At 41.1% G+C, this 14818-nt stretch carries 13 protein-coding genes; 6 read left to right on the top strand and 7 right to left on the bottom strand.

Going from position 1 to position 14818, the window contains the following annotated elements:
- The first annotated feature begins 161 nt into the window (after window positions 1-161).
- Window positions 162-680 carry a cob(I)yrinic acid a,c-diamide adenosyltransferase gene (locus QZR76_RS03325; protein WP_294140376.1) on the top strand — a complete coding sequence of 173 codons (519 nt, stop codon included), beginning with the start codon at window positions 162-164 and terminating at the stop codon, window positions 678-680.
- Here QZR76_RS03325 and QZR76_RS03330 read toward each other — a convergent pair whose 3' ends face one another.
- The gene (locus QZR76_RS03330) at window positions 681-1268 is read right to left on the bottom strand and encodes a MarC family protein (protein ID WP_294140378.1); all 588 of its coding nucleotides are present in this window, start codon (window positions 1266-1268) and stop codon (window positions 681-683) included.
- Window positions 1269-1639: 371 nt separating this feature from the next.
- Window positions 1640-2833 (bottom strand): phosphoglycerate kinase, encoded by a 1194-nt coding sequence (locus QZR76_RS03335; protein ID WP_294140380.1) that lies wholly within the window; start codon window positions 2831-2833, stop codon window positions 1640-1642.
- 179 nt (window positions 2834-3012) lie between these two features.
- Here QZR76_RS03335 and QZR76_RS03340 point away from each other — a divergent pair, with 179 nt between their 5' ends.
- From QZR76_RS03340 to QZR76_RS03355, 4 genes are all read left to right on the top strand, one after another.
- Window positions 3013-3450, top strand: a complete 438-nt coding sequence (locus tag QZR76_RS03340) for a nucleoside deaminase (RefSeq protein ID WP_294140477.1) — start codon at window positions 3013-3015, stop codon at window positions 3448-3450.
- A 115-nt stretch (window positions 3451-3565) separates the two neighbouring features.
- Window positions 3566-4588, top strand: a complete 1023-nt coding sequence (gene ruvB, locus QZR76_RS03345) for a Holliday junction branch migration DNA helicase RuvB (RefSeq protein WP_294140381.1) — start codon at window positions 3566-3568, stop codon at window positions 4586-4588.
- Between the two features lie 80 nt (window positions 4589-4668).
- Complete coding sequence (locus QZR76_RS03350; protein ID WP_294140383.1) at window positions 4669-6207, top strand: HAMP domain-containing sensor histidine kinase; 1539 nt, start codon at window positions 4669-4671, stop codon at window positions 6205-6207.
- Window positions 6208-6268: 61 nt separating this feature from the next.
- Window positions 6269-6958 carry a response regulator transcription factor gene (locus QZR76_RS03355; protein WP_041503374.1) on the top strand — a complete coding sequence of 230 codons (690 nt, stop codon included), beginning with the start codon at window positions 6269-6271 and terminating at the stop codon, window positions 6956-6958.
- 55 nt (window positions 6959-7013) lie between these two features.
- Here QZR76_RS03355 and rpiB read toward each other — a convergent pair whose 3' ends face one another.
- Window positions 7014-7445 carry a ribose 5-phosphate isomerase B gene (rpiB, locus tag QZR76_RS03360; RefSeq protein WP_294140386.1) on the bottom strand — a complete coding sequence of 144 codons (432 nt, stop codon included), beginning with the start codon at window positions 7443-7445 and terminating at the stop codon, window positions 7014-7016.
- Window positions 7446-7584: 139 nt separating this feature from the next.
- Window positions 7585-9867, bottom strand: a complete 2283-nt coding sequence (locus QZR76_RS03365; RefSeq protein ID WP_294140388.1) for an NADP-dependent malic enzyme — start codon at window positions 9865-9867, stop codon at window positions 7585-7587.
- A 150-nt stretch (window positions 9868-10017) separates the two neighbouring features.
- Between QZR76_RS03365 and QZR76_RS03370 the strand changes: the two genes are divergently transcribed.
- Window positions 10018-11349: a TlpA disulfide reductase family protein gene (locus tag QZR76_RS03370; RefSeq protein ID WP_294140390.1), complete on the top strand. Its 1332-nt coding sequence runs from the start codon at window positions 10018-10020 to the stop codon at window positions 11347-11349.
- Between the two features lie 72 nt (window positions 11350-11421).
- On the opposite strand, the gene mutL is transcribed toward QZR76_RS03370, so the two are convergent.
- From mutL to QZR76_RS03385, 3 genes are read right to left on the bottom strand one after another with little or no spacing between them, the layout of a single operon-like run.
- Window positions 11422-13293, bottom strand: a complete 1872-nt coding sequence (gene mutL, locus QZR76_RS03375) for a DNA mismatch repair endonuclease MutL (RefSeq protein ID WP_294140392.1) — start codon at window positions 13291-13293, stop codon at window positions 11422-11424.
- Between the two features lie 20 nt (window positions 13294-13313).
- Complete coding sequence (locus QZR76_RS03380) at window positions 13314-13622, bottom strand: hypothetical protein (protein WP_294140393.1); 309 nt, start codon at window positions 13620-13622, stop codon at window positions 13314-13316.
- A gap of 7 nt (window positions 13623-13629) precedes the next feature.
- Window positions 13630-14721, bottom strand: a complete 1092-nt coding sequence (locus tag QZR76_RS03385) for a lysylphosphatidylglycerol synthase transmembrane domain-containing protein (RefSeq protein ID WP_294140395.1) — start codon at window positions 14719-14721, stop codon at window positions 13630-13632.
- Window positions 14722-14818 lie beyond the last annotated feature (97 nt).

Genomic DNA, 14818 nt, shown 5'->3' on the forward strand with positions numbered 1-14818 from the left:
ATCCGAAAAAATGGAGGACTCTTTTATTTGAATATTAACTTATTACAATGATGGATAAGGATAATGGAATGATATATTCAGGGGTATTCCTGTAAAAGGCCTGGTAATTTATCTATATTTGTTATGGTATGAAGTAACGGTTCCAGAATAAAAAATAAGAAATGGAAAACAAAGGATATATACAGGTATATACGGGTGATGGTAAAGGAAAGACTACGGCCGCCTTTGGTTTGGCGGTGAGAGCTTTATGTGCCGGTAAAAGGGTTTTTATCGGACAGTTTGTCAAAAGTATGAAATATCATGAAACCCGAATAGAATCTTTATTCGATCGATTGGAAATCCGTCAGTTCGGGAGAGGTTGTTTTATAAGGCGTGATCCGGAAGAGGCAGATATCCGGATGGCTCATAAAGGTTTCGAAGAGTGCAGGGTGAATATGACTTCGGGAGAATACGACGTGGTTATTTTGGATGAGTTGACCATCGCCCTTTACTATCGATTATTAACGGAAGAAGAGGTCATAAAGGCTTTGCTGACGAAAGCTGCCGGAACAGAGGTCGTTATTACTGGTCGGTATGCTCCTGCGGCTTTGATCGGGATTGCCGATCTGGTGACGGAAATGCGGGAGGTTAAACATTATTATACCCAGGGAGTATTGTCCAGGGAAGGAATCGATCGTTAATCAGGAAAAAGAGTTGAGCAGGCTTGTCAGGTTGGTCGTAAATAATTTTACGGACATGGCAAGCAAGATAATACCGAAAAATTTGCGGAGGACATATACTCCCCCTTTGCCGATCAAACGTTCCACTAAGGTTACCTTCTTTAATACGATATAGACGACAATCATATTTAAGACGACAGCTATAATGATGTTAATAACATGACATTCGGCCCGAAGAGACAAGGTCGTCGTAAGTGCTCCGGCTCCGGCAACTAAAGGAAAAACAACGGGAACGATGGTGGCTGAGCCCCCGGGGCCGTCGTTACGGAAAACTTCTATACTGAAGGTCATTTCGATAGCTAATACGAAAAGTACCAGAGCTCCGGCTATGGCGAAAGAAGAGATATCGATATTGAATAACTTTAGCAGGGCATCTCCGGCAAAAAGGAAGGTGATAAAAATGATCAGGGAAATTACGGTTGCCTTCTCTGCATTAACCTTGTTGCCGTTGCTATTTAGGTTTATAATGATAGGAGTGGAGCCTGTGATATCTATCACGGCGAACAATACCATAAAGGCTGTGAAAATTTCTTTAAAACTTAATTCCATGTATGAACTTGTTAAAACTTGCAGGGTACAAAACTGTTTTTACTTATGAAACCAACTCAGAACCTTCAAAACGGTTGTTTTGTGACCCTGCAAATTTACAATTAATTTTTTTAATTCCATATCTCCTCGTCGGAAGGCATATGTATACGTGTGGACAGAGGTGCAACCCTGGTGATATGTTTCCCCAACTACCGCATCCGTTTTGTATGGAGCCTCCGGCCGTTGTGGCATAGGGTGCGTGTATTTTTTATCTTTTTTTGACGTTAGTTTTTGAAATTAACGGAAGGGAAGAGTGATACGATAAAAAACGCTACCTAAAAACAGGTAGCGTTTTTTATCAGGTTTCGGATGCCTGATATCCGTTATTTTGATTATTCTCCTCGAATAGCTGTGATTCCGGGTAGTTTTTTGCCCTCGATGTATTCGAGCAACGCACCTCCTCCGGTAGAGACATAGCTAACTTTATCGGCTAAACCGAATTGATTGATGGCTGCTACTGAGTCTCCTCCGCCGATAAGTGAGAAGGCTCCTTTTTCGGTTGCTTTCACGATGGCTTCGGCAATGGCCTTTGTTCCTTCGGCAAATTTAGGGATCTCAAACACTCCCACGGGACCGTTCCAGAGGATGGTTTTTGAATTCTCGATGATTTTGGCAAATTCCTTACGGGTCTCCGGACCGATGTCCAGGCCTTCCCAACCGTCCGGGATATTCATGGGATCTACAATTTGGGTGTGGGCGTCCTGACTAAAGGCGTCGGCAGCTAATGTTTGGTTGGAAAGAACCAGATTGACCCCCTTCTCTTTGGCAAGCTTGAGGATATCAAGGGCTAAATCCAATTTATCCTCTTCACAAATCGAATTTCCGATATGACCTCCCAATGCCTTTTTAAAGGTATAAGTCATACCTCCGCCCAAAATCAGATTATCTACCTTGTCCATCAGGTTCATGATAATATCGATTTTGGAGGAGACTTTCGAACCTCCCATAATGGCAGTAAAAGGACGGGTCGGGTTATGCATCACTTTATCCACACTTTCCAATTCTCCCTTCATGACATAACCGAAAAGTTTGTCGTTCGGGAAAAATTCAGCGATTACGGCAGTAGAGGCGTGAGCCCGGTGAGCAGTTCCGAAGGCGTCGTTGATCCATACATCTCCTAAAGATGCCAACTCCTTCGCAAACTGTTCGTCGCCTTTCTCTTCTTCTTTATGGAAACGAAGGTTTTCCAATAGAAGCACTTCTCCCGGTTTTAAATCGGCAGCCATTTTTTGGGCCTGTTCTCCGATGCAATCTTCCGCGAATTTTACAGGGGTATGTAATAATTCCTCCAAATGCTTTTGAATGTGTTTCAAAGAAAACTTATCCTCCGGTCCGTTTTTCGGACGTCCTAAATGTGACATGAGAATGACAGCCCCCCCTTTTTCCAGTACTTTTTTTATGGTTGGAATGGCTGCCCGCATGCGGGTATCATCTGTAATTTCAAATTTGTCGTTCATAGGTACGTTAAAATCAACCCGGATCAACGCCCTTTTGTTTTTAAAATTGTAATTGTCAATCGTCTGCATATTATTTATGTTTAGATATATTCTTACGTAATTGTCCTGATAAAGGTATGTATAAAATGAATTTAAACAAAGAAAAAAAGTGAAAAGGCTTTCAGGGAGTCGGTTTGTCGGGAAATGAAGGGGAAAATTTGTAGGTCTCGAAAAAAATGCAGACTTTAGCTATTCATACGATATACCAGATGGATAAACATGAATTATTTATGAAAAAGGCTTTGGAGGAAGCCTTAATTGCACAATCGGAAGGAGAGATTCCCGTGGGGGCAATTATTGTTTGTAAAGATAGAATCATTGCCAGGGCTCATAATCAGACGGAGAGACTAAATGATGTGACGGCTCACGCGGAAATGTTGGCGATAACCTCGGCGACAGCCTCGCTGGGAGGGAAGTATTTAAATGACTGTACACTTTACGTGACGATGGAACCTTGTACCATGTGCGGGGGGGCTTTAGCGTGGGCTCAGCTGGGAGAACTGGTGTATGGGGCATCGGACCCGCACCGGGGATACGCGAGATTGACACCCTGTATACTTCACCCGAAGACGAAAGTAATTGCCGGAGTGTTGGGCGAAGAGTGTGCCGATCTGGTAAGGGCATTTTTTATTCGTAAGCGTGATTAATCCTTTCCCGCGTTGTATATGCGATGGAGTTTTTATACATTTGAGACTCGAAAAAGAAAACGAAGTGTTCTTTTAAGGGAAGGATTTAGGTTTTGAAACAGGTAAAAAAAAATAGATGGCTGGATTTGATATAAGAAGTGGGAATGTTCCTGAAAGTGAGAAAGAATTAGAGAAGGCTTTACGCCCGCTGACCTTTCGTGATTTTCAAGGACAGAAAAAGATCGTGGATAATTTAGAGATTTTTGTTCAGGCGGCCAAAATGAGAGACGAGTCGTTGGATCATGTATTACTACATGGACCTCCCGGATTAGGAAAGACAACTTTATCGGCTATTATTGCCAACGAGTTGGGGGTAGGAATAAAGATTACTTCCGGACCGGTGTTGGATAAGCCGGGCGATTTAGCCGGTTTGTTGACTAATTTGGAAACGAACGATGTTCTTTTTATTGATGAGATTCATCGATTGAGCCCTATCGTGGAGGAGTATCTCTATTCGGCTATGGAAGATTTTAAAATCGATATCATGATCGATAAAGGACCGGCTGCCCGTTCCGTGCAAATACAGTTGAATCCTTTCACCCTGATAGGTGCCACTACCCGTAGCGGCTTACTGACAGCTCCTTTGCGGGCTCGCTTTGGCATTAACAGTCACCTGGAATATTACGATCTGGATATTTTGACAGGGATTATCGAACGTTCCGCTTCTATCCTAAGTGTAAAGATAACAAGCCAGGCCTCGAAAGAAATCGCTTCCAGAAGCCGGGGAACCCCCCGTATAGCAAATGCCCTGTTGAGGAGGGTACGCGATTTTGCAATGGTAAAAGGAAATGGTGTTATCGATCATGAGATCACTCAATATGCTCTTGAAGCTTTGAATATCGATAAATTCGGTTTGGATGAGATGGATAATAAGATTCTGTTGACCATTATCGATAAATTTAAGGGGGGGCCTGTCGGATTAACCACCATCGCTACTGCAGTAAGTGAAGACCCCGGAACGTTGGAGGAGGTTTATGAACCTTTTTTGATTAAAGAAGGGTTCCTGAAAAGAACACCCAGAGGACGCGAAGTGACGGATTTGGCTTATAAACATCTAAAAAAGGGCCAAATAAAGAATGATCAACCCACTCTTTTTTAGGCGATGAATTACGCAAACGTTATACGGTTAAATTGTGTTAATAGTGGGAAATGTTAAAATTGAATTGTTAAATTTGTGGTATGAGAAAACAACAGATTATCATATTGGGTGTTGTGTTTGGTCTCTCGTTATTTGGATTAATTCTGCTTCAGACAAGCTATTTTCAGACTGCCTTTGAAGTAAAAAAAGAGCAATTTGACTATACCGTCAATAAGGTGATGGATGAGGTCGTTGATTATATCCGAGGGAAGGTGAAGATGAATCGTATTGCAGAGGGGAACAATCTGTTGAAAAGTTCAGAGGATGGTGTAGAAGATACTCGAATGTACGTGGATCCGAAGCGAAAAATTGCTTCTAAGAACGATCCTGATTTGATGTTTAGTTCTGTACTGAGTTTGATAGATGATGACTCGGATATACAGGATGTTAGTGATTTTGTGGGTCGTAAGGCAACCAAAGATAATTTATCGACCTCTCTTGCAAAATTACAGCAACAGATTAAGGAGAGTTTGGGAAAAGATTACGTGTTGGTAGTGGAAGAGGGGAATAAACCGGAACGAATGATAGAGGGTAGGATAGATGTGAATGATTTGTACGGTTTTATCGGGAATGCTCTGATCGATAATGGTATTCGTAACTCGTTTGAGTTCGGGATAAAAGAGAATGGGAAGTTCGTGTTGGCTTCTAAGAACTTTTTAAGTCAACAGGATCGATACTGGGATAAGAGAATATTTCCGGGAGAAAAAGGAGGAACGGTACTATATTTAAGGTTTCCTGATTTGGCAGGGGATACGGCGAGTTCTTTGTGGATGTTGTTACCTAGTATATTGATCACATTCGCTTTGTTGTTTTGTTCTGTATTCTGTTTAGTGGTTATTATTCGTCAGAAAAAACTATCGGTAATAAAGAATGACTTTATTAACAATATGACTCATGAATTTAAAACCCCGATAGCGACGATCTCTTTGGCGTCACAGATGTTAAAGGATGGGGCTGTAACGAATACCCCGGAAACCATTGACCGGGTTGCGACCATTATTCGGGACGAGAGTAAACGTTTAACTTATCAGGTAGAACGAGTGTTACAAACCGCTCTTTTTACAGAAACGAGAATGAAGTTAAAATTGAAAAAGATCAATATAAATGACATAATAGAAGATTTGTTACCTAAATTTACCTTACGGGTTGAGGATAAAGGGGGTAAAATGTTCGGTCATCTGGAGGCTGAAAATGACGAAATATTGGCCGACGAGGTTCATATAACGAACGTCATTTCGAATCTGGTTGATAATGCTATTAAGTATTGTATCCGGGCTCCGGAGATCTCAATCTATACACGAAATAGGAATCATGAGATTGTTATTAGTGTGATTGATAATGGCATAGGAATTGCTAAGAAAGATCAGAAATTGATCTTTGAACGTTTTTATCGTGTGTCGACAGGGAATTTGCATGACGTGAAAGGTTTTGGGCTAGGCCTTTCATACGTGAAAAAGATCGTGGAAGCACACGGGGGAAACATTGAAGTGGAAAGTTCCCCGGATAAAGGGAGCTGTTTTGACATTATTTTACCATTAACATCAAAAAAACAAAAGGTAAAGAGAACCTTATTTTTCTAATTTCGTATATTTTTTCAGAGAATTTAAAACGACATAGAGAATTATTTAAAACAACATAGCTATGGATGAGAAAATTAAAATTTTATTAGCAGAGGATGATACAAACCTCGGCATGCTGCTTAAAGAGTATTTAAGAGCTAAAGGTTTTGACACTGTTTTATGTGAAGATGGAGAAGTTGCTTATGAGACTTTTTTAAACCAACCTTTCGATATTTGTATATTTGACGTAATGATGCCGAAAAAAGATGGTTTTACTTTGGCAAAAGACGTGAGACAAATTAATAGCGAAATTCCAATCATTTTCTTAACAGCTAAAACAATGAAAGAAGATGTATTGGAAGGATTTAAATTAGGAGCTGACGATTATATGAGTAAACCTTTCAGCATGGAAGAGTTACTTCTGAGAATCGAAGCTGTATTGAGAAGATCAACTGGATTGAAACCGGAAGATGAACAAGAGATCTTTAAGATCGGAAAGTTGACGTTCAACTCTAAAAAGCAAACTTTGTTTGATGGAGAAGAGGAGCAGAAACTGACCACGAAAGAATCTGAATTACTTCGTCTGTTATGCTTGAATGTTAATAAGGTATTGGAGAGAAACTTTGCTTTGAAGAACATTTGGGCCGATGATAACTATTTCAATGCAAGAAGCATGGATGTTTATATCACCAAATTGCGTAAACATTTGAAGAAAGATCCTTCTGTAGAGATCATCAATGTTCACGGAAAAGGATATAAATTGATTCTTTGATATTTAATGAATGAATAAACGGGTCTCGTTTTCGGGACCCGTTTTTTTATGGTATTTATTTGACCGGAATCTTGTCTATTCTCCGTTGATGTCTTCCACCTTCAAAAGCTGTCGATAAAAAGATATCGATCACGTTTTGAGCCTCCTCGTAGGCGATGAAACGGGCCGGAATACTACATACATTGGCGTTGTTATGTTGACGCGCCAAGGCTGCTAACTCCATGTTCCAACATAGGGCGCAACGGATTCCCTGGTGTTTGTTTACGGTCATGGAGATACCGTTTCCACTTCCGCATAGAACAATTCCTTTTTCATACTCTCCGGATTCCACGCTAACGGCCAACGGGTGTGCCGTGTCCGGATAATCCATGCTTTCGGTAGAGTGTGTTCCGAAATCTTTTACTTCATGTCCCTTGTCCCGGAGGTATTTTACTAATCTCTCCTTGTACTCGTAACCTGCATGGTCACATGCTATTGCTATTTTCATACGATAAATTAAAGTTTCCGTTTAACGGATGATTATACGTTTATTTTTTACAAAGGTAGGAAACATTTATGATTATGTGATTGGAGATTCTTTGATTAATTTAATATCCTAATCATTCATTCTTTTTAATCGTCAATTATCAGAGCCTGCACATATCTACCGGTTTTTCTTTTTGGGCATCTGTTACGGCAAGGGTGGCCATGTATACGATATCCCGTACGCTGCATCCCATTTGCAGGATATGTACCGGTTTTTTCAATCCCAGCAATACCGGGCCGATAATTTCATTACTTCCCAGTTCCTGTAATATGCCCAAGGCAATGCTGCCGGAACTCAGGTTGGGGAAAATAATCGTATTTACGTCTTTATCTGCTAATGGGGAAAACGGATATCGCTTTTTCCTTAACTCTTTATTGAAGGCTATGGATGCCGACATCTCCCCGTCTACGATGATCTCCGGGTATTTTTGATGCAGAACTTCAATAGCTTCTTGTATTTGCGCCGGACTTCCCAAATGGTATTCTCCGAAATTAGAGTAAGAGGTGACGGCAATGATAGGCTCTACGTTAAATTGTTTCACCGCCTCATAGGCGAGTACGGTGACGGATTCCAGCGTGTCGGCAGAAGGATGGCTGTTTACGGTGGTATCCGCTAAAAAGTAAGTTCCTTTTTTATTCGTGACGATATGCATTCCTACAGCGTATTTGCAACACTCCCGTAGACCGATAATATCTTTAGCTGCCCGCAGCACATGGCGATAGTCGGAATGAATACCGGAAATCAATCCGTCCCCGTCTCCGGATTCGACCATCATCAATCCGATAAAATTCGAATTTTGCATTAATTCACCGGCTTGTTCGGACGTGATCCCTTTTCGCTGTCTTATTTTATAATAAGCTTGCGTGTATTCTTTTATCTTCTCCTTTTCCACGGCCGGATCAAAAATCGTTAATCCGTCTATCTCCAAATGAAGCTGTTTTTTCAGGTCTTCAATTTCTGTCGTATCTCCGATAAGAATAGGATATGCTATTTTTTCTGCCACGATTTCCTGTACTGCCAATAATACTTTTACATCAGCACCTTCCGCGAAAACAATACGTTTGGGGGCTGCTTTAGCTTTTCCGGTCATACGTCGCATAAGACGATCATCCTCTCCGACTCTTTTTTCGAGTTGTTCCCGATAAGCCTCCCAGTCGGTAATTGCCTTACGGGCAATTCCGGATTCTATTGCTGCTTGAGCCACGGCAGGAGCGATACGACTGATCAATCGGCCGTCTAAAGCTTTGGGGATGATATAATTCCGGCCGAAGGCAATAGACGGATCATTATAAGCCATTTTCACCTTTTCCGGCACAGGTTCTTTGGTTAACTTGGCTAAAGCGTAAACGGCTGCCAATTTCATTTCTTCGTTTATTCCTTTGGCTTGCACGTCTAATGCCCCTCGAAAAATATAGGGGAATCCTAAAACGTTATTAATCTGATTGGGATAATCCGAGCGACCTGTTGCAAAGATAATGTCCGGACGACTATGAATGGCTTTTTCGTAGGAGATTTCAGGATTAGGATTGGCCAGGGCAAAAACAATCGGATCGTTACCCATACTTTGAACCATTTCCTCTGTCAGAATGTCAGCCACGGATAAGCCTAAAAATAAATCTGCTCCCACCAGAGCTTCTTGTAGCGTTTGTAAAGGCGTGTCTACGGCAAACTCTTGTTTTTCTTTGTTTAGATCTTTTCGATTGTTTCGGATGACACCTTTACTGTCGCACATGATCAAATGCTCTTTCTTCACTCCCAATGTCAGATATAGGCGGGCACAAGAGATGGCAGCCGCTCCGGCTCCGTTAACGACAACTCTTATCTCTTCTATTTTTTTGCCGTTGAGCTCCAAGGCGTTTAATAGTCCGGCTGCCGATATGATGGCTGTCCCATGCTGATCGTCGTGCATGACAGGGATATCTAATTCTTCCTTTAGGCGTCGTTCTATTTCAAAGCATTCGGGAGCTTTGATGTCCTCTAAATTTATTCCGCCGAAAGTCGGAGCTATTGCTTTGACCGTTTCGATGAACTTGTCAACGTCTTTTGTGTCTACCTCGATATCAAAAACATCTATGTCTGCAAAAATCTTGAACAAAAGTCCTTTACCTTCCATTACGGGTTTACCGGATAGAGCACCGATATCTCCTAAGCCTAAAACGGCGGTTCCGTTGGAGATGACGGCAACCAAATTACTTTTAGCCGTGTACTTATACGCTTCCGTCTGATTTTTCTGAATCTCGAGACAGGGCTCTGCTACTCCTGGCGAGTAAGCTAATGATAAATCATGTTGAGTACTGTGTGGTTTGGTCGGAATAACTTCAATCTTTCCGGGACGCCCCATTGCGTGATATTGTAAAGCCTGTGTTTTTTCAATAGAATCCATAAATAAATTTCTTTGTGTTAATGTAAAATTATCCGGATTTATTTCAAACGACAAATTTAATGTGTTAATGAAAAGTTAAAGTCAAAATATTAACACAGGTTAAAAGAGGTTATTATTAATTTAGCCGAGCTAAAATAGGTAGAATAGATAATGATGAAATTTGGGTTAATATTTGTTTTGTTGGTGTCATTCATATCTTGTACCAGAAATCAAAAGGTTGTTGTTGATTTTAATCTTGTAGGAACTAACGAACGTCAATTTGTGTTATCCGTTGATACTATTGAATATAGGGTTAATGTGGATGATAAAGGACACGGACATATCGTGTTAAACGAATTGGGGTATGGTGTGTTGAAATACGGAAAGGATCGAATTCCTCTATTTTTCGAAAATGGGAAATCGTTATCGATTTTTATTTACGGGAATAAGGTTCGTCAAAATATTCGTTTTGAAGGGGATGGGGCTGCCAAGAATATTTATCTGAATAGCAGAAGATTTCAGGAAGGATCTCTTGACTATGCTTTGGAAGAACGTGATTTTTTGAATCAATTGAAAGATCATATTGCCAGTCAGTGTAAACATCTGGATTCTATGTCTTTTGATCCGGAATTCACAAAAATAGAGCGGGAAAGAATAAAATTTGCAACCTATACCGCTATGGAAAATTATCCTTTATACCATGCATGGAGTACTGGGAATAAGGATTATTTACCCGATACGGCTTATATGGATTGTATCAAATCCTTAATCCGGGAGGATGAGAGATTGATGCCGTTGAAGGAGTATAAAGAGGGGATGGCTTCTCTGGTTTCTTTAATCAGTACCTATCGTATTCAGGAGTTTGACGCGTATAAGCGGGTCATGGCTCAATTTGATTATGTGGAGAAAAATTTGGAGAATAGGGCATTGATAGCGTATTTGATTGATCGCTTTGCTTACAATTATTTAGTAGGTTCCGGGATTGACGAACATACGGAAGAGATTGTTAATATTTACGATTATTATGTTAAAGATTCTTCTCTTCGGAAACATTTTTATGATTTTTATAACCGATGTGCCCGGATTGTAAAGGGGCGTCCTGCATTGGACTTTACTTATACGGATCAGAATGGAAATCTTGTTTGCTCCCGGGATTTTAAGGGTAAATACCTTTTGTTGAATATATGGGCGACCTGGGGAGCACCTTGTCGGATTGAAAGTGTAGCCTGGGATAAATTAGTTGAAAAATTCAAAGATAAAAAAATAGCTTTTGTTTCTATATCCTGTGATAAGGATAGGGGGACTTGGGAACGTTTTTTAAAGGAAAATCACTCCTGCGGTATAGAACTCCATATGGGAGAGAACCGGGAATTAATGGATTTTTATCTGATCCGCGGAATTCCTCGTTTTATTTTAATTGATCCGGAAGGAAATATCATGGATTCCGATTTTTCCCGCCCGACCAATCCGGAAACGGAAAAATACCTGAAACAGCTTTTTTAATTGTAAATTCTGAATTGTAGATTGTAAATTGGAAGCTGAATTTTCTGATTTACAATCTACAATCGTCAATCCCTATGATTTACTGAACCAAGGCGTGACCTCGTCGTTTTTCAAGATGTGAATGATGGGTTTTCCGTCGGCCGTGTAATTCGGATGTTTGCAGGCAAAAAGGCTGTCGAAAAGATCGTTCATCTCTTGTTTGTTCAATACGGTATCATAACTTAAAGCGGCGGCTTGTGCCAATGAAAGTGCGATCCGGTCCTGCATTTTTTCCCGGATGGAACCTTCCGTATTCTTGTAGTGTTCGAGCAGACTGATCAGCACCTCTTTGCCTCGAGCGTGTGAGAGATCGGGAGGTGTCGTATAAATAGCATAGCAATTTTTACCGAATTCACCTAATTCGAAGCCTAATACATTTAAGTCGTTGAGTATCTCTTTTACCAGCAGAAAGTCATCTGCTGATAACTCCAATGTTTCGGGGAAGAGGCTCTTCTGTCCGCAAACTTTCTGTTGTACTAATGATTCACGATAACGTTCAAAAAGTACCCGTTCATGGGCTCTTTTCTGATCTATAAACATTAATCCCGAATGAACCGGGGTAACGATATAGCGACCTTTCATTTGGATAAAGGAGATCACTCCCTCGTGGTCTTCTTGTTTAATGGCCATTTCCGGAATTTCGGTCTGTATTACTTCCTCTTTTTCCTCTAATCCCTGAAAAAGAGCATCCCAATTAGCCGGTACCCGTTCTTTTTTAACCTGCTCATGTATATGTTCCCGGGGAGAGGAGGGCGAACGTTCGAAATCGGAATCCTCTTTTGAGATGGAGGTCGCGTAATTGAACGGATTGTAATGCGGATTATAGCTTACTTTCGGAATCTTGGGAATAATGGGTGGCGTTTCCGGTGAAAAATCGACCTTCCCCTCCGTGTCGAAATCTATCGTGGGTGTAATATTAAATTTTCCCAAAGCCTCTTTTATACAGGCTAAGATGATTTGAAAAATGGCATTTTCATCCTGGAATTTTATTTCTGTTTTTGTCGGATGGATGTTGACATCAATCATGGAGGGATCTATCGTGAAATAGAGAAAATAAGAAGGAATCATGTCCGGACTGATCAGACCCGAGTAGGCTTCCAATACCGCTTTGTGAAAATAGTTGTGTTTCATAAAACGGTTATTCACGAAAAAATATTGTTCCCCGTAGCTCTTTCTGGAGTGCTGGGGAGCACACACGAAGCCGTTGATCGTGATAAAACCGGTTTCGCAACTCACCGTGATTAACTTGGGATTTATGGTTTTACCGAAAGCATTGACCAAGCGTTGTCGTAGCCCGGAGACAGGGAAGTTGTAAATTTCATTTCCGTTATTGACCAAAGAGAATGCGATATGCGGAGCGGTAAGGGCTACCCGTAAAAATTCGGTTGTAATATTTCGTAATTCCGTGGTGTCTGATTTTAAAAATTTGCGCCGGGCAGGGATGTTGTAAAATAGGTTTTTCACGGAAAGATTTGTTCCCCTGTTGCAATTGACACTCTCCTGATTCTTTAGCTCGGAATCGGCAATAAAAAGATAAGTACCCAATTCCTCTTCTTCTTTTTTAGTCCTTAATTCCACTTCGGCAACAGAGGCAATGGAAGCTAAGGCTTCTCCCCGGAATCCCATGGTTCGGATATTGAACAGATCCGTCGCTGCTTTGATTTTAGAGGTGGCATGACGTTCGAATGCCATGCGGGCATCTCTCGGTGACATGCCGCTACCGTCGTCAATGACTTGAATAAGCGCTTTTCCTACATTTTTCAAAATGACCTGAATTTGTGTGGCTCCGGCATCAATGGCGTTTTCCATTAATTCTTTGACCACGGAAGCCGGGCGTTGTACAACCTCTCCGGCTGCAATTTGATTGGCTACGGAATCAGGTAAGAGTTGAATAATATCGGACATAAATTTCGCTTGTTTTAAATTTAAAATAATTTGAGAATCAGGTCGAGTTTGTACGTGGCCAAATAGAATATGACCAGTAAGATAACAATCAGGATTAGAAATAGGCGTAAGGAATAGCTCATAGACCTGGCAGGTCTGCTGGCTTTTCTACGGGCATACTCTCGTTGAAAACCGGCTCTTACGTCAGGGATGTACTCTTCACCGTCCTCTTTTAAGCCGAGTTCGGCTCTCATTCTTTTCTCTCGCTCTTTTCTTGCCTCCGCTTCCGGATCCCAATAGCGGGGTTTTAGTTCGAAACGTTTGGGTTTCGGTTGATTAAAAAATCCCATAATTCATTCAATTTACGGTTTCTTTTTTCGATGACTTACCAAAATTTTTTGCTATCCAACGGGGAACAATGAAAACGCCGATAAACAGATAAGGATAATAGCTGATTAGGCGCCATAAAATCGCCATTGCAATAGCGACTCCCGCATTCGGAAGAAATTCCCCGAGATACTTTGAAAAGACAAATTCGGCAAAACCGCTTCCCCCGGGAGTGGGACTTACCAACATCATGATCCACATCACGAGTTGTCTTGCAAAGATAAGAAAATGTTGGGCCCAATCATAACGCCCGAACCAGAAGGCGACTAAAATAGCGTTTACCACCCAATACCGGGCTGTCCACGAGCAGAAAGTAGCTCCGAACGTTTTCAGCCAGAAACTGAAAGGTTTTTTTCTCAATTCAATGGAATTACGGATGATATCGCTTCCCGCTTCGTTGGCATCGTGCCTCCATTTTCGTAATATTCTCCATTTGAAAAACTTCATGATTAAAAACTTCAGCCCCCTCGGGTTTCTAAATAGCCCGTAGCTTAAAACGATCAGATAAGCTAGTTTGATACAATAACCGATAACGGCAAAAAGAATTAAACTATCTGCGATAGCCTTGGTGGTATCTGGCATGTACCATAGGGCCTGGTGGTTGACAAACAGCAAAATCAACGGAAACATAATGATAAAATACAATTCATCCAAAAAAGAGGTTGCCATGACCATGGCCGAACTCTTTCCCACGCCTATGCCCTCTTTATGCACGAATAGGATGGCCAGACTTGTTCCCCCGATGGCCGAAGGAGTAACTGCCGAAGTAAATTCCCATAAAAAGATAATTCGTATGGCCTGAATCCATTTTAACCGGTTGCCTGAAAGAATGCGAATCCGAATTACGTATCCCAAATCTCGTATAAACATACACAAAAGAGCCACGAAAAGCCAAAAAATCGTACTCCAGGTGAAAGTGATCACGTCGAAAGCTTTCGGGTCAAATTCCTTGTATAACATATAAGAGACAACAGCCAACCCGATGATGATTGGATATATGATTTTGTATGGGCTTATTTTTTTCGTTAACTGTTTATTCCCTTCCGGATTTTCTTTTGCCATAATCAACGTTTTGTCGAGGCTAAATTACTAAAAAAAGTCCAACGCCCTATTATATTTTTATATTTCCCCGCAAGATTCTAAGTTTTTTAATAGCACT

The organism is uncultured Sanguibacteroides sp., assembly GCF_900543425.1.
GTDB lineage: Bacteria > Bacteroidota > Bacteroidia > Bacteroidales > Marinifilaceae > Gabonibacter.

Coding starts and splice junctions, on each gene's coding strand:
- QZR76_RS03325 (WP_294140376.1), top strand. CDS start 162: ATGGAAAACAAAGGATATATACAGGTATATACGGGTGATGGTAAAGGA.
- QZR76_RS03330 (WP_294140378.1), bottom strand. CDS start 1,268: ATGGAATTAAGTTTTAAAGAAATTTTCACAGCCTTTATGGTATTGTTC.
- QZR76_RS03335 (WP_294140380.1), bottom strand. CDS start 2,833: ATGCAGACGATTGACAATTACAATTTTAAAAACAAAAGGGCGTTGATC.
- QZR76_RS03340 (WP_294140477.1), top strand. CDS start 3,013: ATGGATAAACATGAATTATTTATGAAAAAGGCTTTGGAGGAAGCCTTA.
- ruvB (WP_294140381.1), top strand. CDS start 3,566: ATGGCTGGATTTGATATAAGAAGTGGGAATGTTCCTGAAAGTGAGAAA.
- QZR76_RS03350 (WP_294140383.1), top strand. CDS start 4,669: ATGAGAAAACAACAGATTATCATATTGGGTGTTGTGTTTGGTCTCTCG.
- QZR76_RS03355 (WP_041503374.1), top strand. CDS start 6,269: ATGGATGAGAAAATTAAAATTTTATTAGCAGAGGATGATACAAACCTC.
- rpiB (WP_294140386.1), bottom strand. CDS start 7,445: ATGAAAATAGCAATAGCATGTGACCATGCAGGTTACGAGTACAAGGAG.
- QZR76_RS03365 (WP_294140388.1), bottom strand. CDS start 9,867: ATGGATTCTATTGAAAAAACACAGGCTTTACAATATCACGCAATGGGG.
- QZR76_RS03370 (WP_294140390.1), top strand. CDS start 10,018: ATGATGAAATTTGGGTTAATATTTGTTTTGTTGGTGTCATTCATATCT.
- mutL (WP_294140392.1), bottom strand. CDS start 13,293: ATGTCCGATATTATTCAACTCTTACCTGATTCCGTAGCCAATCAAATT.
- QZR76_RS03380 (WP_294140393.1), bottom strand. CDS start 13,622: ATGGGATTTTTTAATCAACCGAAACCCAAACGTTTCGAACTAAAACCC.
- QZR76_RS03385 (WP_294140395.1), bottom strand. CDS start 14,721: ATGGCAAAAGAAAATCCGGAAGGGAATAAACAGTTAACGAAAAAAATA.